The 22503-nt window shown below is 57.0% G+C and carries 24 protein-coding genes; all 24 read right to left on the reverse strand.

All coding sequences use genetic code 11. The features are described 5' to 3' along the window. Positions 1-273: 273 nt before the first annotated feature. Positions 274-1578, reverse strand: a complete 1305-nt coding sequence (locus tag EQV93_RS10860; protein WP_122783971.1) for an MFS transporter — start codon at positions 1576-1578, stop codon at positions 274-276. A gap of 189 nt (positions 1579-1767) precedes the next feature. Beyond that, positions 1768-2916, reverse strand: coding sequence for a galactonate dehydratase (dgoD, locus tag EQV93_RS10865; RefSeq protein WP_122783970.1), 1149 nt, complete (start codon positions 2914-2916; stop codon positions 1768-1770). A 40-nt stretch (positions 2917-2956) separates the two neighbouring features. After that, a complete protein-coding gene (locus tag EQV93_RS10870; RefSeq protein ID WP_240891545.1) occupies positions 2957-3586 on the reverse strand; it encodes a 2-dehydro-3-deoxy-6-phosphogalactonate aldolase in 630 nt (209 codons plus the stop codon). Between the two features lies 1 nt (position 3587). Next, positions 3588-4577 carry a 2-dehydro-3-deoxygalactonokinase gene (locus EQV93_RS10875; protein WP_240891546.1) on the reverse strand — a complete coding sequence of 330 codons (990 nt, stop codon included), beginning with the start codon at positions 4575-4577 and terminating at the stop codon, positions 3588-3590. Between the two features lie 206 nt (positions 4578-4783). Then, positions 4784-5350, reverse strand: coding sequence for a DUF1285 domain-containing protein (locus tag EQV93_RS10880; RefSeq protein WP_122783967.1), 567 nt, complete (start codon positions 5348-5350; stop codon positions 4784-4786). A 15-nt stretch (positions 5351-5365) separates the two neighbouring features. Next, positions 5366-5971: a DUF4823 domain-containing protein gene (locus tag EQV93_RS10885; RefSeq protein WP_146426778.1), complete on the reverse strand. Its 606-nt coding sequence runs from the start codon at positions 5969-5971 to the stop codon at positions 5366-5368. 80 nt (positions 5972-6051) lie between these two features. Then, positions 6052-7023, reverse strand: coding sequence for an L-arabinose ABC transporter permease AraH (gene araH, locus EQV93_RS10890; protein ID WP_146383897.1), 972 nt, complete (start codon positions 7021-7023; stop codon positions 6052-6054). A 10-nt stretch (positions 7024-7033) separates the two neighbouring features. Continuing rightward, the gene (gene araG / locus EQV93_RS10895; protein WP_240891547.1) at positions 7034-8575 is read right to left on the reverse strand and encodes an L-arabinose ABC transporter ATP-binding protein AraG; all 1542 of its coding nucleotides are present in this window, start codon (positions 8573-8575) and stop codon (positions 7034-7036) included. A gap of 13 nt (positions 8576-8588) precedes the next feature. After that, entirely contained in the window at positions 8589-9593 is a 1005-nt protein-coding gene (locus EQV93_RS10900; RefSeq protein ID WP_240891548.1) for a substrate-binding domain-containing protein, read from the reverse strand. Between the two features lie 60 nt (positions 9594-9653). Beyond that, positions 9654-10472, reverse strand: coding sequence for an SDR family oxidoreductase (locus EQV93_RS10905; RefSeq protein ID WP_146426780.1), 819 nt, complete (start codon positions 10470-10472; stop codon positions 9654-9656). A 236-nt stretch (positions 10473-10708) separates the two neighbouring features. After that, positions 10709-11677 carry a GTP 3',8-cyclase MoaA gene (locus tag EQV93_RS10910; RefSeq protein WP_240891549.1) on the reverse strand — a complete coding sequence of 323 codons (969 nt, stop codon included), beginning with the start codon at positions 11675-11677 and terminating at the stop codon, positions 10709-10711. An 89-nt stretch (positions 11678-11766) separates the two neighbouring features. Further along, on the reverse strand, positions 11767-12408 hold the full coding sequence (locus EQV93_RS10915) for a TetR/AcrR family transcriptional regulator (RefSeq protein WP_122783960.1): 642 nt from the start codon (positions 12406-12408) through the stop codon (positions 11767-11769). A 371-nt stretch (positions 12409-12779) separates the two neighbouring features. Next, a complete protein-coding gene (locus EQV93_RS10920; protein ID WP_240891550.1) occupies positions 12780-13562 on the reverse strand; it encodes a TatD family hydrolase in 783 nt (260 codons plus the stop codon). A gap of 31 nt (positions 13563-13593) precedes the next feature. Next, the gene (locus EQV93_RS10925) at positions 13594-14580 is read right to left on the reverse strand and encodes a DNA polymerase III subunit delta' (RefSeq protein WP_122783958.1); all 987 of its coding nucleotides are present in this window, start codon (positions 14578-14580) and stop codon (positions 13594-13596) included. Beyond that, positions 14573-15205: a dTMP kinase gene (tmk, locus tag EQV93_RS10930; protein ID WP_122783957.1), complete on the reverse strand. Its 633-nt coding sequence runs from the start codon at positions 15203-15205 to the stop codon at positions 14573-14575. Before tmk ends, EQV93_RS10925 begins: the two co-directional genes overlap by 8 nt. Before the next feature lie 12 nt (positions 15206-15217). Next, positions 15218-16312 carry an endolytic transglycosylase MltG gene (mltG, locus tag EQV93_RS10935; protein WP_240891551.1) on the reverse strand — a complete coding sequence of 365 codons (1095 nt, stop codon included), beginning with the start codon at positions 16310-16312 and terminating at the stop codon, positions 15218-15220. 3 nt (positions 16313-16315) lie between these two features. After that, positions 16316-17134, reverse strand: a complete 819-nt coding sequence (pabC, locus tag EQV93_RS10940) for an aminodeoxychorismate lyase (RefSeq protein WP_240891552.1) — start codon at positions 17132-17134, stop codon at positions 16316-16318. Continuing rightward, complete coding sequence (gene fabF / locus EQV93_RS10945; RefSeq protein WP_122783954.1) at positions 17134-18378, reverse strand: beta-ketoacyl-ACP synthase II; 1245 nt, start codon at positions 18376-18378, stop codon at positions 17134-17136. The genes pabC and fabF overlap by 1 nt, the downstream gene beginning before the upstream one ends. Before the next feature lie 111 nt (positions 18379-18489). Next, entirely contained in the window at positions 18490-18726 is a 237-nt protein-coding gene (gene acpP / locus EQV93_RS10950; protein WP_122783953.1) for an acyl carrier protein, read from the reverse strand. A 191-nt stretch (positions 18727-18917) separates the two neighbouring features. After that, a complete protein-coding gene (fabG, locus tag EQV93_RS10955; protein ID WP_122783952.1) occupies positions 18918-19661 on the reverse strand; it encodes a 3-oxoacyl-ACP reductase FabG in 744 nt (247 codons plus the stop codon). Between the two features lie 19 nt (positions 19662-19680). Beyond that, a complete protein-coding gene (gene fabD / locus EQV93_RS10960) occupies positions 19681-20619 on the reverse strand; it encodes an ACP S-malonyltransferase (RefSeq protein WP_146383903.1) in 939 nt (312 codons plus the stop codon). Positions 20620-20745: 126 nt separating this feature from the next. Then, on the reverse strand, positions 20746-21756 hold the full coding sequence (plsX, locus tag EQV93_RS10965) for a phosphate acyltransferase PlsX (RefSeq protein WP_122783950.1): 1011 nt from the start codon (positions 21754-21756) through the stop codon (positions 20746-20748). Between the two features lie 4 nt (positions 21757-21760). Further along, entirely contained in the window at positions 21761-21943 is a 183-nt protein-coding gene (gene rpmF, locus EQV93_RS10970) for a 50S ribosomal protein L32 (RefSeq protein WP_003442519.1), read from the reverse strand. Between the two features lie 13 nt (positions 21944-21956). Continuing rightward, a complete protein-coding gene (locus EQV93_RS10975) occupies positions 21957-22484 on the reverse strand; it encodes a YceD family protein (protein ID WP_122783949.1) in 528 nt (175 codons plus the stop codon). Positions 22485-22503: the final 19 nt, after the last annotated feature.

A 22503-nucleotide genomic window follows, 5' to 3' on the forward strand; every position in this document is an offset into this window, starting at 1 on the left:
GCGCGGCTAGGGTCTGTTCCCGTTTCATGGCAGCCGCGACGAAAGCCCACGTGGTGCAGGGCAAGGCGCGAGAAGCGTGGTTTGGTTATTCCCAATAAGCTTCGAGCAACGCCACCCTGCGCCACGTGGGCTTTCGTCCCTTCGGGTCGCGTGTCAAATTTAGCCAGGCTGTGTTGCAGAGCTTGGGAAGGGAACAACCATTCCCTTCGCTCTGCGCCTTGCCTGTCTAAATTTGACCCAGCGACGCGGCTTGCAATGAAACGGGAACAGACCCTAGAGTTCGATCCGCTCGACTTTGCCCACCAGCAAGATATAAGACAACGCACCCAGCAGCGCCAATACCGAAATGTAGGTGATGGCCGGGGCGAAAGAGTCTCCGCTTGCCAAAAAGCCGATCACGATAGGCGTGGCAATCGCCGACAGGTTGCCGATGAAGTTGAACACACCGCCGGTCAGGCCCAACAACCGAGCCGGGGCCAAGGTGGATACCAGCGACCAGGTGATCGACGCCAGGCCGTTGCCGAAAAACGCAAGGGCCAGAAACGCTATCACCCACGGCGTAGACTCAACAAAATTCGCACCGATGATAGTGGTCGATATCAGCAAGCCGCCAATAATCGGCAGTTTGCGGGCGAAGCCCACCGTGTAGCCGCGACGGATCAACCAGTCGGAGAAGAACCCCGAGCACAGCACCCCGACAAACGCAGCCAGAAACGGCAACGAAGCGAGCAAACCGGACTTGATGAAGTCCATGCCGCGGTATTTGACCAGGTAGGTAGGGAACCAGGTCAGGAAGAACCATAAGGTAGAGTTCAGGCAAAACTGCCCGAGGTAGATACCCCACAGCTTGCGCTTGGTAAGCACGATGCCCAAGTCCGCCCAACTGAACGGTGCTTTGCGCTTGGCTGTTTGCGACTGGATATCCACCAGTCCGCCACCTTCGATGATCAAGTCGATTTCGGCATCATTGGCGCCCTTGAAGTCTCGCGGCTCGCGGTAGACCGCATACCAGATGCCCGCCCAGATAATGCCCACCGCACCGGTGCAGACGAACACCATGTGCCAGCCCCACTGATGTTGCAGCCATGCCAGTACCGGGGTCAGAAATGCCAGACCGACAAATTGTCCGGAAGTGTAAAAGCCAATTGCGGTGGCGCGTTCGCGTTCAGGAAACCAGGTGGTCACCACACGACTATTGATCGGGTACGCCGGAGCTTCGAGGGCACCGACCGCCATGCGCAGGACAAACAGGGCAATAAAGCTGGCAGCAAAGCCGAGCATGACGGTCGCGATCGACCACAGCAGCAACGCTACGCTGTACAAAATGCGTGGCGGCACGCGGTCTACCAGCCAGCCACCGGGGATTTGCATAGCGGCGTACGTCCAGCCGAACGCGGAGAAGATCAGACCGACATGGATAGGGTCGATGCCCAGATCGCTGGTCAGCGCAGGGGCGGCAATCGATAAGTTACTGCGGTCCAGATAGTTGATCACCACGGTGATAAACAACAGGACCATGATGAAAAAACGCTTACGGCTAGGCGTCACCATAGACGCTTGCGCGACAGTGATAGTCATGGGGTGTGCCTCGTTTTTATGGTTATTGAGGTCGCTAAATCCGTAGCAGTTGCCGAAGGCGACGTCCGACTGCGAAGCGGTCGTAAACCCTGAGATCCTGATTCATCTGGACGATCTCATTACCTGAATTTACGACGACTTCGTCGCCGGACGCAGCCTTGGGCAGCGGCTACAGTGGTCGGAGTGGACTCACCACTCGGCGAAGCTGCCGTCAGCATGGCGCCAGATCGGGTTGCGCCAGCGGTGCCCTATGAGTGCACGCTCGCGTACGTATTCTTCATTGATCTCAATTCCCAAACCCGGGCCGTTAGGGATTTTGACGAAGCCTTTGTCGTAGTCGAATACCGACGGATCCTTGATGTAATCCAGCAGGTCGTTACTTTCGTTGTAGTGGATGCCCAGGCTCTGTTCCTGAATAAAGGCGTTGTAGCACACCGCGTCCAGCTGCAAGCAAGCGGCCAATGCAATCGGACCCAATGGGCAATGCAATGCCAGCGCTACGTCATAGGCTTCGGCCATGTTGGCGATCTTGCGGGTTTCGGTGATGCCACCCGCATGGGAAGCATCCGGCTGAATAATGTCGACATAGCCTTCGCTGAGCACGCGCTTGAAGTCCCAGCGCGAGAACAAGCGTTCGCCCAGAGCAATCGGGGTACTGGTCAACGGCGCCAGCTCTTTGAGCGCTTCGTAGTTTTCGCTGAGCACCGGCTCTTCGATAAACATCAGCTTGTACGGGTCCAGCTCTTTCATCAGCACCTTGGCCATCGGCTTGTGCACCCGACCATGGAAGTCCACACCAATGCCCACATTCGGCCCGACCGCATCACGAACAGCAGCGACGTTGGCCAGCGCCAGATCGACTTTGTCGAAGCTGTCGACAAATTGCAGTTCTTCGGTGCCGTTCATTTTGATCGCGGTAAAACCACGACTAACGGCTTCTTTAGCGGCTTTGGCGGTGTCCGCCGGGCGGTCACCACCGATCCACGAATACACACGGATCTTGTCGCGCACTTGCCCGCCCAACAGGTCGCTGACCGACACGCCCAGCGCCTTGCCTTTGATGTCCCACAAGGCCTGGTCGATACCAGCCAGCGCGCTCATGTGCACCGCGCCACCCCGGTAAAAACCGCCGCGGTAGAGCACTGTCCAGATGTCTTCGATATTGCGCGGGTCTTTGCCGATCAAGTAGTCGGACAGTTCCTCTACCGCGGCCGCCACGGTGTGGGCACGCCCTTCAACCACAGGCTCGCCCCACCCGGTAACGCCTTCGTCGGTTTCAACCTTGAGGAACAACCAGCGCGGCGGAACCAGATACGTTGTGAGTTTGGTAATTTTCATCGTGTTGTCTCTCTTATTCGATGGGACGCCGCAGCGCCGGTCAATCAGCGTAACGCTGCGTATTCCAGGCGTTCATATACGCCTTGGCCCGTACGGCCACTTCTTGTGGCGTCAGGCCAGGTTTGAATAGACCCGAACCCAGTCCAAAACCAGCAACGCCGGCGTCCAGAAACACCTGCATGTTGTCAGGGGTGATTCCGCCGACCGGGATCAACAGGGTTCCGGCGGGCAATACGGCCAGCCAGGCCTTGACCACCGCTGCCCCCATTTGCTCGGCCGGGAACATTTTCAGTACATCAGCCCCTTCGGCCAGGGCGGCAAACGCTTCGGTAGGGGTGGCAACACCGGGCGCCAGGTACAGGCCAGCCGTCTTGGCCGCGCGCAATACCTTGGGGTCGCTGTGGGGCATCACAATCACTTGACCGCCCGCCGCCTTGACCTGTTCGACCTGCTCGGGCGTCAGCACCGTACCCGCACCCACCAGACAGTCAGCAGGCAGGCTGTCGCGCAAAATGCGAATACTGTCGTAAGGCTGCGGGGAGTTGAGTGGCACTTCAAGGGTACGAAAGCCCTCGTCGTACAGCACTTTGCCGATGGCCTGCGCCTCTTGCGGATGCAGCCCGCGAAGAATCGCGATCAACCCGTTTTTTGCCAATGCTTGCTTGAGCATGTCAGCCCTCCAGAGTGTTGTGTCGCACTAACCCGGCGGCGTGAGCCAGGTGCCATAAACCCTGTTCGGTAGCCTGTTCAGCCAGACGCACGTCGCCAAACCCACAGGCGGCCAGCGCCAGTTGGTAGCGTTCACAGAGTTGGGAATTGCCAATAAGAATGACCGCGGGCATTGCCTGCTCGCCACGTCGGTGATGCAACGCATTGCCCAAAGCGCACAGCTCATGGCCAATCAACAAACCCGACACATAGTCAGGTTGCGCCGTGGCGCTCAATTGCCCTGTCAGGCCCAATGTGCGGGCGCTAAACAAGGTTGACAGCGGTCCGAGCAAACCATCGGTAGACGATGCTACCCCTACCCCGCGCTCGAAAGCGCATTGATCAAACGAACCGTCGCGTTGCTGGGTACGGCCCAAAATAGTGTGGTCACAGGCGGCGGCGTAAAGTTCGCCGGTCATGAAGGTATCGAAGTGCACGAGGCAGCCGTCTTGCACTTGCACCCATTTGGAATGGCTGCCAGGCAAGCCGATCAAACAATCGTTGATCAGCGGATGGCTTTGCAGCACACCCAGCACTTGAGTTTCTTCGCCGCGCATAACATTGGGCAAGGTAGAACGCTGGATGACACCGGGCACGATATGCACATCAACCCCACGCACACTGCGCACGATCTGTAGGGCGGTGCTCAGTGCTTGAAGGCTGGCAGGGGTTTCGCGGTAAGGGGCCTCGCGCCAGCCTTGGGCGCTGCCAACCATGCCACACGCGATAACGGGAATACCGGGATGGGCGTCCAGCCAGTCGCCGCAGGCTTCGTCGAAAGCCAGTTCAAAACCATCTGCGCACTGCTGGCCAGCCACCTGACGCGGTGTGACGGGCAGTTGCATGATCCCGTAGTCCAGCGAGCGCGTGTTCAGCACCTGCCCTGCGGGACCGAGTAAGTAAGCACGAAGGGAGGTTGTCCCCCAATCGAGTGCAATCAATTGCGCCTGCATCGCTTCACCTGTTTTGTTTTTAGCAGTGAATGCTGTGTCTCAGTGCGGGCGACTATAAACCTTGAGCAGGCAAAATCTCAATATATAAATTGCAGTCCCATATATAGGGAATTAATAACGCGTATTTTGTGACACGTGCCCACGGGTGGACTTACGACGGCTTTGCCGCCGAGCGCTGCCCTCGCAGCGGCTACCGGTGTTGGGTCTTAAATGGGCTCAGGGCCTATGGGGAAGAACTGCCCGCTGCTCCACACACCCAGCCAGTTTTGCCCGTCGATGGAGCGAGAAACGGCCAGTTCGATCAGTTGGTAGAACACGTTGCGATGGATCAGTGCTTCAAGATTGCGGCGCACTAATAGATAAGGGGCCGGCGCTTGGGTCTGCGGATCGATGACAACACGCAGCGGGTGTTCGCTGTTCGCAGTGATCTGCTCGTCAACGTTAGTGATGAAGCGCAGCACTTGTTGCTCGCCCTCACCTTCGACCTCAAGAATTTGCGCAACAAAGGGTGCATCATCGACGACAATGCCGACTTTTTCAGCGGGAGTAATCAGAAAGTAGTCGTCACCATCACGGCGAATGATGGTCGAGAACAGCTTGACCATCGGTTTACGGCCAATGGGCGTGCCCATGTAATACCAGGTGCCATCGCGGGCGATGCGCATGTCGATATTGCCGCAGAAGGCCGTGTTCCATAAATGAACCGGCGGTAGTCCTTTGTCGGCTTTAGGGATTTGCGCCAACAGGTCACTGACGTCTACCGGGTCACTCATGATGCTCTCCTCGACTTATTCATCGCTCAAGCCTATCAAGCTGCGTGCGTACTTCGCCAGCGGCGGGCCAATCAAGTCTGCAGGCTTGGTGTCATGAAAGGTCAGCAGGCCACCCCGGCTGCGAATGGTCGCCGTATCGATCAAGTATTGGGTGCTGGTTTCGATCAGCATCACCTGAATCACTCCGCTGTCGACGCCCAAGCGGCTGATTTCTTCCTGATCCAGCCATTCGTCACTGTTGCTGATACGGTCGTCAGCGCGCGCAAAACGGGTGTAAAGCAAATAATGTGCGCCAAAACCACGGGCGTCGGTCATGGCCTGATCAAGCCCCGCCGGCTCCTTGGCGCGGCGCACCATAGGGAAATATTCAACGAACCCGTTAAACGCCTCTTCGGCCACCACGTTAGGCCGCACATAAGGGTCGCCGATGGGCGCAAATGGCCCTTGGGCGATGTAGATAAAGGAATCTGGCTGGATGCGCAGCGAGTTGCTGCGCCGCGTATTGCTGTGATCAAGGAGGCCCGCATCGCTCATTTGATAGCGGGCGCCCTCCCCCAGATCGCTGACCTTCATGCAGCCACCCAGCGCCAAAAAAGCCAGCAACACACACAGACCACGCATCCCATTCTCCCGATGGCCGGTGACAGAAAACCGGCGAATAGTCGCGTGATGCAGTTTGCGCGCCAGTTTTGCCAGGCTAGTTATCGCTGCTTTAGCCGGTCAATCACCACCGCGAGCAACAGAATCGAGCCACGTATGACGTATTGGTAGAAGGTGTCGATGTTTTTCAGGTTCATGGCGTTTTCAATGATTGCCAAAATCAGCACCCCGGCGATCACATGCCGAATCATCCCGACGCCACCGCTCAGCGACACTCCGCCCAATACACAGGCCGAAATCACGGTCAGCTCAAACCCCTGGCCAATCATCGGCTGCCCCGAGGTCATGCGCGACGCCAGAATCACGCCGGCCAGCGCACCAATCAGTCCATGCACGGCGAAGATGATGATTTTGGTGCGGTCGACATTCACTCCGGCCAACAGCGCCGCTTCCTGATTACCGCCAATGGCCATGGTGTTGCGACCGTAGGTGGTGTGGTTGAGCAGCCAGCCAAAAAACACAAAGCACACGAGGGTGATCAGGATCGGCACCGGTACGCCAAACAACTGACCATTGCCAAACACGAAGAACGACTCCTGGGAAACACCTACAGCTTTGCCATTGGCAAAGATATACGCCAGGCCGCGCACAATTTGCATGGTGGCTAAGGTAGTGATTAACGCATTGACCCGCAGTTTGGCGATGACGATACCGTTGATCAGGCCCACCAACAGGCCCATGCCCAAGGCTGCGCTGACGCCTAAAAATACGCTGTCGGTGTCACGCATGACCACCGCAGCAACCACCCCGGCACAGGCAATCACCGACCCCACCGACAGGTCGAAATGCCCCGAGGCCAAGCAATACAGCATGGTGCAAGCGGCAATTCCGGTGGTGGAAATGGCCAACCCCAAACCCCGCATGTTCAACGGTGACAGAAAGTTGTCGATCAGTAAGGTGCACAGCAGGAAAATCGCCAATGCTGCGAGCAACATGACCCAATCATCGAGAAAGCGGCGCATATCGAGATTTTTTCGGGGTGTGGTGGGCAACGTCGAATCTTGGGTTGTCATAAAAAACCTCTCAGTGGGTCACGCCGTCAGCACGCTGACCGGGCAAGGCCAATTGCAACAGGCTGGATTCATTGGCCAGCGCACGCGGCAACTCACCGCTTAGCGCCCCTTCACACAGCACCAAAATACGGTCGCTGATGCCCATCACTTCCATCAGGTCGCTGGACACCACGATCACCGCAATGCCGCTGGCCGCCAAGGCATGGATGATCTGGTAGATCTCGGCCTTGGCACCGATATCGATGCCTCGGGTCGGCTCATCGAGCAACAGCACTTTCATGGGCATGGACAGCCAACGCCCCAGAATGGCCTTTTGCTGATTACCGCCAGACAGGAACATGATTTTCTGCCCTGGCGTGGGGGTCTTCACGTTCAGTGCCCGAATCTGTTTATCGGCATTGTCCCGTTCCCATTTGCCGCGCAGCACACAGCCCAAGGTGGAATGTGCGACGCGCGCACTGATGTTGATGTTTTCAGCAACACTCGCCAGAGGAATGATGCCTTCTTTCTTGCGGTCCTCAGGGCACAGCAGAACGCCGGCCTCAATCGCATCACGGGGCGAGCGCAATGTAAGCGCATGGCCCTGTAGCTCAATCTGTCCTGCGCTATGGCGTGCCAGCCCGCTCAACAAACGCAACAACTCCGTGCGCCCTGCCCCGACCAGCCCGAACAGCCCCACGACCTCGCCCTTGCGCACTTCAAAACTCACCGGCTGGCGCAGCCCCGGGCCGATCAAGCGATCAACCTTAAGCGCCACCGCACCGTGCTCTCGAGGCCGGTAGTCGTAAATATCCTGAATATCGCGACCGACCATGCAGGTCACCAGTTGGTCGTGGGTCAACTCGCTCATCTGCTCAAAGGTGCGGACGTAGCGACCGTCCTTGAACACAGTGACCGCATTGCAGATGCGGAACACTTCTTCCATGCGATGAGAGACATAAAGCACCACTTTGCCTTCGTCGCGCAGGCGCTCAATGATCGCCATCAGCCGGTCTATTTCCCGAGCGGACAGGCTGCTGGTCGGCTCGTCGAAGGCAATGACATGAGCGCCACGGGACAGTGCCTTGGCAATTTCCACCAATTGACGCTGGCCCAGCGACAAGCGTGCGACCTTCTCCTGCGGATCAATTTCATCGGCCAGCCCCTTGAGCAAGGTCAATGCGTTGCGCCGTAACTCGCCGCGCCGGATCACCCCAAAGCGCGCAGGCAAATGACCCAGAAACAGGTTCTCGGCCACGCTCATTTCCGGCACCAGATGCAACTCCTGATGAATCACAGCAACCCGGTGAGCGATGCTATCTGCGGTGGATTTGAACACCATTGATTGCTCGCCGATCTGCACCGTGCCACTGCTGGGCGTGTAAGCCCCACCGAGGATTTTCAACAGGGTCGATTTACCCGCACCGTTCTCGCCCATCAGCGCATGGACCTGACCGGGATACGCCACAAAACTGATATTGGCCAGCGCCTGTACGCCCGGAAAATGCTTGCCGATTGCATTGAAGCGCAGGCTGTCATTGCATGAAGCTTGAGTCTCTGTAAGCGGCTGCATAAGAACCTCCGACTCAGTTCCACAACCCGATTTTGGTCAGCTCTTGCTGGAAGTTGTCCCGAGTGATGAGCGTCACTTCGTCCATGGCCGTGTACAGCGGCGGCTCTTTGCCTTCAGTGATCCACTCGAACATCAAGGTTGCGGTCTTGTAGCCTTCGATATGCGGGCTCGGCAGCATGGAGCCATAAAAGCCGCTGTCGGCCTTTTTCAATTCGCCGATGGCATCGGTGCCGTTGATACCAATGCCGATCACGTTAGCGGCGGCAAAACCGGCACTTTCCGTGGCGCGCACACCGCCCAGTACCGTGCTGTCATTCATCCCCCCGATAATCAGATTTTTTGCAGCGCCGGGCAGCTTGACCAATGCCGAGTTGGTAGCGTCCATGCTGCCGGGTACATCGAGCGTCTTGAGCGCCGAGTAAAGAATGTGATCATCAGGCAAGCCTGCTTCTTTCAAGGATTTAACCGAACCATCGGTGCGTTTTTTGCCGGTATCCAATTCGTTGAAGGTGTTAATGACGGCGTAGGTATCTTTCCAGTCCCAATTGCGTTTTTTGGCTTCGGCGACCATGGCATTGCCTTGCTGCTGGCCGACTTCAAATGCTGCCATGCCCAAATAAGGCACTTCTTCCATAAACGCACCCTTGGCATCGACGAAACGATCATCCACGGCGATAACTTTCAGGTTGTTGATCTTGGCCTTGGCCATGATCGCCGGGCCGAGGCCGACGTCTGGCGGGCAAATCACGAACCCCTGGGCACCGTTAGCGGCCAGACTGTCGATGGCCGACAGGGTTTTTTCCCCATCGGGCACAGCAATTTTGATCAGCTCAAAGCCTTTATCTTTGGCGGCCTTTTCAGCGAATGCCCACTCGGTCTGGAACCATGGTTCTTCCGCCTGCTTGACCAGAAAACCGATTTTCACCGGCTCCGCAGCCAGCACGCTATGGCCGAAACTCAGCGCAGTCGCTGTCAGTGCCGCGCAGCACAGGGCACGAAGGATGGGACGACGTTTCATGGCAAACCCTCTTGTTGTTATTTTTAAAGTGTTTGAAGCCTGATGGTGCTGATCGGTCAATCAGTCGTGATACAGCACCGAACGCCCGCCATCGATGGTGATACAGGACGCATTGATAAACGGCGCTTCATCGCTCGCCAGAAAAACAGCAGTCATGGCCACCTCCAGCGGCTGGCCGATTCGCCGCGGAGGGTGCAGATCCAGTGCACGCTGGCGCTCTGCATGCGGGTCTGCAAAACCATTCCAGTAATCGACATTAAGCTGGGTTTCGATATACCCCGGCGCAATGGCGTTGACCCGTATGCCTTTGGACGCGTATTCGATGCCCAGCGCACGGGTCAGTCCTAGCAGGCCATGCTTGGCCACCGGGTACGGGAAACAACCCGGAATAATGTGGGAGGAATGAGTCGAGGCGATGTTGATAATGCTGCCTATACCCTGCTCAATCATGTGTGGCAACACGGCCTTGCAGCCATACCAGGCACCGTCCAGGTCAATGGCGAAACAGCGTCGCCAGTCCTCTTCGGTCATTTCCAGCGGATCTCGAAACACGTTGACGCCGGCGCAATTGACCAGCACATCCACGCGGCCATGCAGCTCCATGGCCTGCGCAACCAGCGCATGCAGATCTGACTGGCACGACACATCAGCCTTGATCGCCTGCACATCAGCACCCTGCTCGCGCCAATGGGCCGCCACCTTTTCGACCTTCTCGGCCTGAATATCGCTAATGACCATTTTCGCCTGCTGAGCCACAAAGCTGGCGACAATGGCTTCGCCAATCCCTTGAGCAGCACCGGTCAGTACCACTACTTTATTTTTCAGACGTTCGCCACGTGGCGGCTCGGCCACCGCAGGTAAAGAAAGAGGCTCAGCCATGAATCAGGACTCCACAAAAAAGGCACGAAAAAAACCGGGCATCTTTCGATGACCGGCCAATAAAAAGGGGGCATTGGGGAGTCCCGCGTGCGCGCAGGGGCGTCCTGGAATATCTCGGCATCACTTCACCATATTATTTTTTTAGTGTGAGTGCGTGGAGCTAAAGCCGACTATAAACCCGGAAACTGCAAAGTCTCAATATATAATTTTGCATCCCATATTTAGGGATTTAAAGGTTATCCGCCGATGATCTTCATCACGGTGGCACCGCCCGAAAAGGCAATGTCTTGTTTGTCGCCCAAGGCTTTCATCAGCAAGCTTTGCAGTGCAGGCAAGGCCTGATGACGGGGCTTGTTCAGCAAGTCACCGACATAGTGACGATTGCTCGACGACAGGCAACCATGTAACCAGCCCGTTGAAGACAGGCGCAAGCGCGAACAGGTCCGGCAAAACGGCACACTCTCGTTGGCAATTACACCGAAATAACCCTGACCTGCAATTTGATAGCGCACCGCTGTTGCATCGACGGGCGCGTCGGCTTGCTGGTACTCATAGCGCTCGCCGATTAGCGACAACAACTGTTGCAGGCTGACAAATTGTTGCAAGAATGAATTGCCATCACTGGCCAGGTGGCCCATGCGCATCAGCTCGATAAAGCGCAGCTCGTAGCCCCGCTCAAGGCAATAATCCAGCAAAGGGATGACCTGATCGAAGTTTTGCCCGCGCAACGGCACCATATTGACCTTGATTTTGATCCCCGCTTCACTGGCTTGGCGCATGCCGTCGAGCACAGTTGGCAGATCACCACCACGGGCAATGGCGCGAAAGGCTTCCGGGTTCAGGGTATCGAGGGAGACATTGAGGCGACGTATGCCCGCCTCCAGCAGCAAGGGCAATTTTCGCCCCAGCAACTGACCATTGGTGGTCAGGCTGATATCACTCAAGCCCAACGAACCCACACCCTGCATAAAGGCTTCAAGCTTGGGGCTGACCAGTGGCTCACCACCGGTAATGCGCAAGCGCTCTATGCCGGCGGCCTCAATCAGGTAGGCCACGCCACGGATCATGGCTTCGGCCGACAATTCATCCTGAGCCGCCACCAGACGCTTGCCGTTGGGCACGCAATAGGTACAGGCGTAATTGCACGCAGACGTAAGACTGATACGTAAATTGCGAAAACGTCTGCCTTGGCGGTCAACAATCATGAATGACTCCGACGCGCAGGATAGAGCCGCGCCAACACCTGGTAAAAGGGTTCAGGGCACACGGCCCTGAAGGATAAAACCCTTGCCCGCTACTCGACAGCCGGGGTGTCCGTGTCACGCTTGCGCTTATTGCCCATGCGCACACCGATGTCCATCAGGAACTGGAAAAAACCTTCCTGATCTTCCAGCACATTGCTCCAGAACGGCGAGTGATACAGCGCTACCGCGCCGTGCACCAATGCCCAGGCTGCACAATAGTGGAAATATGGCGGAACATCTTCAAGCTTGCCTTCACTGATACGCCCCTTGATGAGCAGGGTCAAACGCTCAAAGTTGGAAGCGCGAATCTTGTGCAGCTCTTCAACCAGCTCGGGCACCTGATTACCTTTAACGACCTTTTCTTCAAGGCGGTCAAACAGCCGGTAACGCTGAGGGTCACGCATGCGAAATTCGAAGTAGGCTCGCGACAGCGCCTCTTTGTCTTTATCGACGTCAGCGGAATGCAGCAACTCGTTCAAATCACGCTCGTAATCGAGCATCAGGCGCAGGTAAATCTCGGCCTTGGATTTGAAGTGCTTGTAAATCGTGCCTTTGCCGATACCGACGGCATCAGCAATCATCTCGACGGTGACACTGTCTTCACCTTGATCGAGGAACAGCTTGAGCGCGGTATCGAGAATTTCTTGCTCGCGGCGACGAAACTCACGGACCTTACGGGGTTCTTTGTGCATAAGAAAAGGTCTGTTCGGGTCAAAATCGAAGCGGAGTATTATGCATTAGTCACGCTAAATTGCACGGACCATCCTGTGTACTCGCGTTTTCAGACTCATTCATATAACCCTTATGAGCAGACAAACGAATCACAGGTATTCCAAATCTGTTTAAAAAACGATCAGCCACGACTGGACGTTCGATAAAGCTGACCAATACTAAAGGAGTCGGCGGCACATCCCCCCAAGTGGCTGCCGATCAAGGTCACAACGGAATGTGCCCTTTGTTTTACTCCTAATGGTCTTAACCCGGGTTCCCCAGAGTCCGGGTTTTTTTTGCCCAAAAAGTCGATATTGTGCGCTGACCTCGTTCCTCGGCAGCGGCTACAGGGTCATTTAACCCGAGCCAACGGGAACAACCGTTTGAAGTTCTCTGTGGTCTGCTCTGCAAACCGCTCGTAAGGCTCACCACGCAACATTGCCAAAAACTCAGCCACTTCACGCACGTATTGCGGAAGATTGGGCTTGCCGCGATGAGGAATCGGGGCCAGGTACGGGGAATCCGTTTCCACCAGCAAACGGTCAGCAGGCACCTGCCGGGCCACATCGCGCAACGCATCGGCATTGCGGAACGTGACGATACCCGACAGCGAGATGTAATAGCCCATGTCCAGCGCCGCTTTGGCCATGTCCCAGTCTTCAGTGAAACAGTGCAACACGCCGGCGTTGGGCAAGTTTGCGTCGCGCAGCATGTTCAGGGTGTCCTGACGGGCACCGCGCGTGTGAATTACCACGGGCTTGCCCGTTTGCTGAGCCGCCTCCAGGTGAACCTGAAACGACAATTGCTGCAACTCGGCGGCTTCAGGCTCGTAGTGGTAGTCCAGGCCGGTCTCGCCAATGGCTACGACCCGGGGGTGGCTCAGCTCGCCCAGCAACCAGTCCAGTGCAGGTGCCGCGCCCGGCTGCACGTCCAGCGGGTGTACGCCTACTGAACAATCGACATCGTCATAGCGATCAGCCAATGCTTTGACATCGGCGGCATTCTCGGCGCTGACACCTATACACAGAAAATGACCGACACCGCGCAAACGCGCCGCTTGCAGCGCTGCGTCCAGTGAACCGTCATGGGCGCTGAGGTCCAGACGGTCAAGATGGCAATGGGAGTCAACCAACATACAAAATTACCTGTTTATCAAATCAATCAAATCAACGCTGGCCGGGCAGACTTGCCCACTGCACCAGTAAGGCCTCCAGCAACAAAACTCTATTGAGGTTGGCCTTGCCCAGCACTTTTTGCCGCTGCGCGAGAATCCAGTCCTGAATCGCCAGCACTTTGTCTTGCGGGGTTTTCTGCGCTAGGTATTGCAGCACTTTACGCATGTCTTCAAGCCCCAGTCCGGCTTCATCCTGGGTCAATTGATAACGCAAAATCAGACTCGACCAGTCGCAGAACCAGTCAAACAGCAGCAACAACGGGATGGCATTCCAGCTTTCCGCCAGTTGAGTGGCAGAGATCTCGCGCTTGAGCAGCTTCTTGACCCCTTCGACCACCGCCGCACGCTGTTCGCGCACACCTTGGGCCTGCAACTTGACGGCCGCCAAGGGTGATCCGGCGGCCAGCGTCAATAACTCAATGCGCTGGGCGTCGCTGCACTCGGGCAGCGCCTTGGCCAACCACTCCAGGCTCAAAGCCTCGCTGGGCAGTGGACACGCTTGTTGCACGCAGCGGCTGCGGATGGTCGGTAACAGTCGACTCGACTGGTGGCTGACCAGCAACAAAATGGTGTTGCCCGACGGTTCTTCAAGGCTTTTGAGCAAGGCGTTCGCCGCGTTGACGTTCATCGACTCGACGGGCTCGACCAATACCACCTTGCGCCCGCCCAACTGAGCGGTTTGCACCACAAAATTGACCAGTTCGCGGACTTGATCAACCTTGATCGCTTTGTCGGCTTCTTCCGGCTCAAGGATGTAGTTATCAGGGTGACTGCCTGCAGCCAGCAATGAACAGGACTTGCACGACCCGCAGGCTTCAAGCCCGACCGGCTGTTTGCACAGCAGGCTGGCCATCAGTCGCTCAGCCAGGGCGCGCTTGCCGATACCCGCAGGCCCATGCAGCAGGTAGGCGTGGGCGTGTTGCGCACGCCCGGCCATTTGCTGCCACAGACTGTCTTGCCACGGGTAGGCTTCAGCCACGGTACAGCTCCAGCAGTTGCGGCAGCAGTGCATCCAACTGATGCTGAACGTCAGTCAGCGACTGGGCGGCATCGACCAGGCGATAACGCGCAGGTTCAGCTTCGGCCCGCTTGAGGTAAGTACTGCGCACCGCATCGAAAAAGGTACGGCCTTCCTGCTCAAAGCGGTCCAGTCGGCCCCGAGCGCTGGCGCGGGCCATACCGACTTCAATCGGCAGATCAAACACCAGCGTGATGTCAGGACGCAGCGCGCCTTGCACAAAGGTTTCCAGCGTGGCGATGCGCTCATGTGACAAACCGCGCCCTCCCCCCTGGTAGGCGTAGGTGGCGTCGGTAAAACGGTCACACAGCACCACGGCTCCCCGAACCAGCGCCGGGCGAATCACCTCGGCCAAATGCTGAGCGCGGGCGGCAAACACCAGCAAGAGTTCGGTATCGGCACACATGGCGTCATCACTGGGGGTGAGCAACAGCTCACGGATACGCTCGGCCAAAGGCGTGCCCCCAGGTTCGCGGGTCAATACCACATCGATACCTTGCGCACGCAGACGCTCGGCCAGGTAGTCGCGGTTGGTGCTTTTGCCCGCGCCTTCGGGGCCTTCCAGGGTAATAAACAAGCCAGTCACAGGCAGCAATCCTTAATCAGTTTCATTCGGGCTATGCGGCTCGGCCGCAGGGCTCGCCGGCTCAGCAGCTGGGGTCGGCGCAGGGCTTGAGCGGTAGTCGGCGCGACGCTTGATCTGGAATTCGCGCACGGCATTGTTATGCGCATCCAGATCATCCGAGAACGTATGGCTGCCGTCACCCTTGGCCACAAAGTAAAGGCTGCTGCCACTGACCGGGTGCAAGGCGGCGTGAATGGCCTCACGCCCAACCATGGCAATCGGTGTCGGCGGCAGGCCGGGAATGGTGTAGGTGTTGTAGGGCGTTGGCTCACGCAGATGAGCACGGGTCAATTTACCGTTGTAACGCTCACCCAAACCGTAGATGACTGTTGGGTCGGTTTGCAGCGGCATGCCGATTTTCATTCGGCGCACAAAAACCCCGGCAATCTGCCCACGCTCTTGGGGCACACCCGTTTCTTTCTCGACCAGCGAAGCCATAATCAGCGCTTGATAGGGCGTGGCATAGGGCAGATCAGGCGCTCGTTGCTCCCACTCCTCTGCCAGTACTTTTTCAAGGCGGTCGTAGGCTTTTTCCAAAAGCTGCGCATCGGTCATGCCACGGACAAAACGATAGGTATCAGGGAAAAACCGGCCTTCCGGAAATTCACCCGCATGACCTAGTTTGACCATCACCTCACTGTCACTCAGGCCGTCGAGGGTCTGTTCGATTTTTTCATGTTTGGCCAGCGCGCTGCGCACCTGACGGAAATTCCAGCCCTCAACCAGGGTCAGGCTGTATTGGACCACTTCACCGCGCTGCCACAGACCAATCAGGTCTTGGGCGGTCATGCCGGGCGTCATGCGGTATTCACCGCTGTGCAACGGCTGACCTTCAAGGTTAAAGCGCCAGTAAAGACGCAGCCAGAAGGCATCGTGCAAGGTGTTATCCGCCTCAAGGCGATTGAACGTACCCGTCGGGGTTGCACCGGCCGGAACGTCGAGCAGTTGCTCCTCGGTCAAGTTGAGCGGTTGCTCCAGCGCCGAATTGAGCTTCCACGCACTGGCGCCCAGCAGCAAGCCTGCCAGCACCAGACCGGTCTCCAGCAGCAGCAAAAAATTACGTTTCACGAATCAGACATCCAATAGGGTGCGAGCAATGCCTTGCAGTTTACGGGTGAGCGGCCCCACCGGCCAGCTCAGGTCTGCAAATGCCCGCACGGGCCAAATGCCATACACGCTGTTACAGACAAAGAGTTCATCAGCCTGGCGCAGCTGGGTGAGGCTCAGGTCTGTGACGTGGCACACGATACCCTGGCGCTCTGCTTCAACCAGTAGCGCGGCCCGCATCACCCCCGCCACACCACAGCGTTGCAGGTCGGCGGTATACACGCTGCCATCGCGTACCAAAAACAGGTTGCTGAACACGCCTTCGATCACTCGCCCGGACGTGTCGCGCATCAATCCCTCGGCGTAGGCCGGATCTTGCCACTCGGCACGCGCCAGCACCTGTTCGAGGCGATTGAGGTGTTTAAGCCCAGCCAGCAGCGGCTGTTCGGCCAAACGTGTGGCGCAGTCAAACAGCTGGATACCCTCCAAGGCGTTGGCCTCAGGGTAGGCGGCAGGCGGACTGGCTTGAAGAATTCGTCGAGGTAGAGCCTCGGGTGATGCGCTGTAACCGCGCTGGCTGTCGCCACGGGTCACAATCAGCTTGAGGACGCCCTCGCCCATCGCTTGCGCATAGGCCAGCAATTCGCTGCGGATCAATGAGTGATCCGCAACTATCGCCAGGCGGGAACACCCCTGCGCCAGACGCTGCATGTGCAGGTCCAGCAGCAGCGGTTGGCCAGCCTTGACGACAAGGGTCTCAAACAGACCATCACCGTAAGCCAGCCCACGGTCTTTAAGCGACGCTAACGCGTGCGCTGGCTGACCGTCGACCCAACTTTGCATTACTCGGCGTACCGGCGGAACACCAGCGAGCCGTTGGTGCCGCCAAAACCAAACGAGTTGCTCAGCACCACGTCGATCGACATTTCGCGAGCGGTGTGCGGCACGAAGTCAAGGTCGCAGCCTTCGCTCGGCTCATCAAGGTTGATGGTTGGCGGGGCAATCTGGCTGTTGATCGCCAACACGCTGAAAATCGCCTCAACCGCGCCCGCGGCACCCAACAAGTGACCGGTCATCGACTTGGTAGAGCTGACGGCAAGGTTGTAGGCGTGATCACCAAACACCGACTTGATCGCAGCAACCTCTGCCAAATCGCCAGCAGGTGTCGAGGTACCGTGGGCGTTGATGTACTGAACCTGATCAGGATTGATACTGGCATCGCGCAACGCATTGGTGATGCAGCGTGCAGCACCCGCGCCATCTTCTGGCGGCGAGGTCATGTGATAAGCGTCACCGCTCATCCCGAAACCAATCAGCTCAGCGTAGATCGTCGCGCCGCGTGCCTTGGCGTGCTCAAGTTCTTCAAGCACTAGCGCACCGGCACCGTCAGCCAGTACAAAGCCATCACGGCCTTTGTCCCACGGACGGCTGGCACGAGTTGGATCATCGTTGCGTGTGGACAGCGCACGCGAGGCACCGAAGCCCCCCATACCCAAACCGCAGGCCGCCATTTCAGATCCGCCGGCAATCATCACGTCGGCTTCGCCGTAAGCAATATTGCGCGCGGCCATGCCGATACAGTGAGTACCTGTAGTACAAGCTGTGGCAATGGCGTAGTTAGGCCCTTGTGTACCCAAATGGATAGACAGGAAACCGGAAATCATATTGATAATCGAGCCAGGCACAAAAAACGGCGAAATCCGTCGCGGGCCTTGCTCATGCAGAATGCGGCTGGTTTCTTCGATATTGGTCAAACCACCAATACCCGACCCCATGGCCACACCGATGCGCTCACGATTGGCATCCGTGACTTCAAGGCCGGAATTGCGCACAGCCTGAAACCCGGCTGCCAGACCGTATTGAATAAACAGGTCAAGTTTTCTGGACTCTTTGACGGAGAGGTAATCCTCAACGTTAAAGCCCTGAACCGAGCCGCCAAAACGGGTGGAATAGGCAGAAAGATCTGTGTGTTCGATCAGACCAATGCCACTTCGGCCTGCCAGAATGCCTTGCCAGGTGCTTGGTACATCCGCACCCAGTGGCGACAACATCCCCATACCGGTGACTACGACGCGTCTACGCGACACAGCACTCTCCTTTATTCTATTGACGACACTTTGCATCACACCTAAAGAAAAAACCGCACGCCAGAGCGGCAGTGCGGTTTTTCCATGACAGCAAACAGCGATTACAAACTATTACGCCTGGTGGCTAGTAACGTAATCGATAGCTGCTTGTACAGTAGTGATCTTTTCAGCTTCTTCGTCAGGAATTTCAGTCTCGAATTCCTCTTCCAGAGCCATCACAAGCTCAACGGTGTCAAGGGAGTCGGCACCCAGGTCTTCAACGAAGGAAGCCGAGTTAACAACTTCTTCTTCTTTAACGCCCAGTTGCTCGGCTACGATTTTCTTGACGCGTTCTTCGATGGTGCTCATACCTTGTTTTCACTCCTAATGGACAAATTCAGGCAGCTGGCCAGTGGGCAAGTGTATCGAAAGACTTTTCAGTTTTTCAACTGAAAGCTTTGCACTCACACCGCAATGACCCGCCGCCTATAAAAAGATTGCAGCTTTATAACGGATTTTGGACAGCACGTATGACATTTTTTTCAAACAGGCCGTCACATTTAACTCATGTACATCCCGCCGTTGACTGGAATTGTAGCTCCTGTCACGTACGCTGCACCGTCTGAAGCAAGGAAAGCGACCACACTGGCGATCTCTTGAGCCTGCCCCAAACGCCCCAGCGGAATCTGTGTTTGCAAGGCTTCACGCTGAGCTTCTGGCAGCTCACGGGTCATATCGGTGTCGATAAAACCGGGAGCAACCGAGTTGACAGTGATCGAGCGCGAGCCCACTTCACGTGCCAGCGCGCGGCTGAAACCTTCCAGACCTGCCTTGGCGGCGGCGTAGTTTACTTGGCCTGCGTTGCCCATGGCACCCACTACAGAGCCAATACTGATAATTCGTCCCCAACGGGCTTTGGTCATACCGCGCAAAACGCCCTTGGACAGGCGGAACAGACTGTTCAGGTTGGTATCGATAACGTCATGCCATTCGTCATCTTTCATGCGCATCATAAGGTTATCGCGGGTGATACCGGCATTATTGACCAGAATCGCCGGCGCACCGAACTGTGCTTGAATGCTCGCCAACACCGCGGCAACGGATTCATCGCTGGTGACATTGAGTTCCATACCGGTGCCTTGAACACCGTTTTCTTTCAGTGTGGCAGCGATACGCTCAGCACCTGAAGCCGAAGTCGCAGTGCCAATGACAATGGCGCCCTGACGACCCAACTCCAATGCGATTGCCTGGCCAATGCCACGGCTTGCGCCCGTTACCAATGCAACTTTACCTTGCAAGCTCATGCAGGCTTCTCCTAATTCTTCAGACCAGTGCCAGACGCGCAGCGGCGAATGCTTCGGGTGTATTCAAGTTGTGTGTCGTCACGCCTTCAGCGCAACGCTTGCTGATGCCCACCAGGACTTTGCCCGGGCCGCATTCAACCAGATCAACAGGGCCATTGACTGCCAGCGCCTTAACCGATTCAACCCAGCGCACAGGCTTATACAGCTGCTCAAGCAAATCGCGCTTGAGCGTTGGCAGATCAGCGGCAACGGCTGCACTGACATTCTGCACCAGCGAAATGCTCGGCATTTTCCAGTCGATCGCTTCGATGGACTCGGCAAAACGCTCGGCAGCGGGACGCATCAGCTCGCAGTGCGAAGGCACGCTCACCGGAAGAGGCAAGGCACGCTTGGCACCCGCCTCCTTGCACAGCGCCATGGCCCGCTCAACAGCAGCCTTGGCCCCCGCAATGACGACCTGACCCGGGGAGTTGAAGTTAACCGCGCTCACTACTTCACCTTGAGCGGCATCCGCACAGGCTTGCAGAACGACATCATCATCCAGGCCCAGAATGGCAGCCATGGCGCCTTGACCGGCCGGAACAGCTTCTTGCATCAGCTGACCGCGACGCTCCACCAGTTTGACGGCTTGGGCCAGGCTCAAGCAGTCGGCAGCCACCAACGCGCTATATTCGCCCAGGCTATGGCCCGCAACGAAATCAGGACGCTTGCCACCCTCTGCCAGCCACAGACGCCACAAGGCAATCGAGGCGGTCAGAATGGCAGGCTGGGTAATATCCGTTCGGTTCAGTTCTTCAGCTGGACCGTTTTGAGTCAACGCCCACAGGTCGTAACCCAGAGCATCAGACGCTTCTTTAAAGGTGTCCAGAACCAGCGAGTGCTCCGCGCCCAACTCGGCCAACATGCCGAGGGACTGCGAACCCTGCCCTGGAAAGACGAATGCGAGGGATGTAGACATGTAACAAGCCCCTAATGATCTTGTCGTCGGAGAATTGACGTCTCGCCTTGGCGGACGCAAGAAACTGACAGTTGGATGGCTGATTTGACCGGGCAGTCACATTTAAGCGCCCGGCAGGTAAAACGCCTATGGCAACAACCCTTCAAGGCGCCCATACAAACGCTTTGGCAGGTCTTCATGGATTTCAATCAGTGCGCGCTCTATCGCACTTTGAAAGCCCTGAGCACCTGCCGAACCGTGACTCTTGATCACAATGCCCTGCAACCCGAGAAAGCTCGCCCCATTGTGCCGGGCAGGCGCCAGTTCAGCCTGCAAACGACGCATCAGCGGCATCGCCAATACACCTACAAAGCGCCCGAACAACGTGCGCTTGAACTCAGCCTCAATCCGGCTCGAAATCATGGTCGCCAGGCCTTCGCTGGATTTGAGCAAAATATTGCCGACAAACCCATCGCACACCACCACGTCCGCTTCACCCCGGTACACCCCATCGCCTTCAACAAAGCCGATGTAATGCAACCCTGCAGCCGCCTGTAACAAAGCCGCCGCCTCCTTGACCTGCTGATTACCCTTGACGTCCTCGGTGCCTATATTAAGCAAGGCAACCCGCGGACGAAGAACACCCAGCGCCTGAGCAGCCACCGACCCCATCACCGCAAATTGAAACAGTTGCTGCGCACTGCAATCAACATTGGCGCCCAAGTCCAACAACTGACAGTAGCCAGTTTGCGTAGGGATCGCCGCCACCATGGCCGGACGATCAATGCCCGGCAAGGTTTTCAGCACATGCCGCGACAACGCCATCAGCGCGCCGGTGTTGCCGGAGCTTACACAGGCTTGAACTTTACCGTCACGCAGCAATTGCAGCGCTACACGCATAGAAGAGTCCGGCTTGCTGCGCAATGCATGCGAAGGCCGCTCATTCATGGCAATGATTTCTGAAGCAGGGGTAATTGTCAGGCGCGAGCGATCAACAGCCGAATAGCTGGAAATCAAGGATTCAAGTTCGGAAGGTTGACCGACGAGGGTCAGGTGTAACGAGGGAGTAGCAGACAGGCAAGCAATACAGGCCTGAACAATGCTGCGGGGACCGAAGTCCCCGCCCATTGCGTCGATCGCGATGACCTGGACAGACAAGTGATTACTCGTCAGCGCCCTTGTCGATCACTTTACGACCACGGTATACGCCTTCTGGCGATACGTGGTGACGCAGGTGAATTTCACCGGTGGTTTTTTCTACAGACAGAGTGCTAGCCGAAAGAGCATCGTGCGAACGACGCATGTCACGGGCAGAGCGGGATTTTTTGTTCTGCTGAACAGCCATAATTGATTAACTCCTAAACGTTTGGGTCACGCTTTAACTGCGCCAATACACTGAACGGGTTGGACCGCGTTACCTCGTCCTCGCCTGGCTCGGGCTCATCGAGACCCGCCGGCTGCTGGCATTCTTCCGGATGATGAGCAGGCACAATGGGCAAGGCGAGCAAAAGCTCCTCCTCGATCAGTGCATGCAGATCCAATGGATCTTCGCCCAGTTCCAGCACGTCATAACCTTTCGGTAACGACTGGGTATTCGCACCCTCTTTCACCACAGCATAACTGCACTCGCTGTGGATCGGCAGGGTGACCAGCTCAAGACAACGCTGGCAAACCATCTTGACCTCGACGTCGATGGAGCTGTGTATGACCACAGATCTTCGCTCGTCGCGCTCAAAAACAAATTTAGCCTGGACCGCACCGACATCGTCGGAAAGCGGGTCGCAGAGTCTCTCCAAATCAGCCAGCAACACTTCACCTTGAAGGGTAGTGCCACGATCAGCCAATTTGCGCGGGTCAACGTGAGGTGGAATCGGGTCATTCAACATAGGCGCAGCATTCTAGGGA

This window comes from Pseudomonas sp. TMW22091, assembly GCF_022496705.1.
Lineage (GTDB): Bacteria > Pseudomonadota > Gammaproteobacteria > Pseudomonadales > Pseudomonadaceae > Aquipseudomonas > Aquipseudomonas saxonica.

Excerpts from the sequence above, each read along its gene's own strand:
- EQV93_RS10860 (WP_122783971.1), bottom strand. The coding sequence starts at position 1,578 with ATGACTATCACTGTCGCGCAAGCGTCTATGGTGACGCCTAGCCGTAAG.
- dgoD (WP_122783970.1), bottom strand. The coding sequence starts at position 2,916 with ATGAAAATTACCAAACTCACAACGTATCTGGTTCCGCCGCGCTGGTTG.
- EQV93_RS10870 (WP_240891545.1), bottom strand. The coding sequence starts at position 3,586 with ATGCTCAAGCAAGCATTGGCAAAAAACGGGTTGATCGCGATTCTTCGC.
- EQV93_RS10875 (WP_240891546.1), bottom strand. The coding sequence starts at position 4,577 with ATGCAGGCGCAATTGATTGCACTCGATTGGGGGACAACCTCCCTTCGT.
- EQV93_RS10880 (WP_122783967.1), bottom strand. The coding sequence starts at position 5,350 with ATGAGTGACCCGGTAGACGTCAGTGACCTGTTGGCGCAAATCCCTAAA.
- EQV93_RS10885 (WP_146426778.1), bottom strand. The coding sequence starts at position 5,971 with ATGCGTGGTCTGTGTGTGTTGCTGGCTTTTTTGGCGCTGGGTGGCTGC.
- araH (WP_146383897.1), bottom strand. The coding sequence starts at position 7,023 with ATGACAACCCAAGATTCGACGTTGCCCACCACACCCCGAAAAAATCTC.
- araG (WP_240891547.1), bottom strand. The coding sequence starts at position 8,575 with ATGCAGCCGCTTACAGAGACTCAAGCTTCATGCAATGACAGCCTGCGC.
- EQV93_RS10900 (WP_240891548.1), bottom strand. The coding sequence starts at position 9,593 with ATGAAACGTCGTCCCATCCTTCGTGCCCTGTGCTGCGCGGCACTGACA.
- EQV93_RS10905 (WP_146426780.1), bottom strand. The coding sequence starts at position 10,472 with ATGGCTGAGCCTCTTTCTTTACCTGCGGTGGCCGAGCCGCCACGTGGC.
- EQV93_RS10910 (WP_240891549.1), bottom strand. The coding sequence starts at position 11,677 with ATGATTGTTGACCGCCAAGGCAGACGTTTTCGCAATTTACGTATCAGT.
- EQV93_RS10915 (WP_122783960.1), bottom strand. The coding sequence starts at position 12,408 with ATGCACAAAGAACCCCGTAAGGTCCGTGAGTTTCGTCGCCGCGAGCAA.
- EQV93_RS10920 (WP_240891550.1), bottom strand. The coding sequence starts at position 13,562 with ATGTTGGTTGACTCCCATTGCCATCTTGACCGTCTGGACCTCAGCGCC.
- pabC (WP_240891552.1), bottom strand. The coding sequence starts at position 17,134 with ATGCAAAGTTGGGTCGACGGTCAGCCAGCGCACGCGTTAGCGTCGCTT.
- acpP (WP_122783953.1), bottom strand. The coding sequence starts at position 18,726 with ATGAGCACCATCGAAGAACGCGTCAAGAAAATCGTAGCCGAGCAACTG.
- fabG (WP_122783952.1), bottom strand. The coding sequence starts at position 19,661 with ATGAGCTTGCAAGGTAAAGTTGCATTGGTAACGGGCGCAAGCCGTGGC.
- fabD (WP_146383903.1), bottom strand. The coding sequence starts at position 20,619 with ATGTCTACATCCCTCGCATTCGTCTTTCCAGGGCAGGGTTCGCAGTCC.
- rpmF (WP_003442519.1), bottom strand. The coding sequence starts at position 21,943 with ATGGCTGTTCAGCAGAACAAAAAATCCCGCTCTGCCCGTGACATGCGT.
- EQV93_RS10975 (WP_122783949.1), bottom strand. The coding sequence starts at position 22,484 with ATGTTGAATGACCCGATTCCACCTCACGTTGACCCGCGCAAATTGGCT.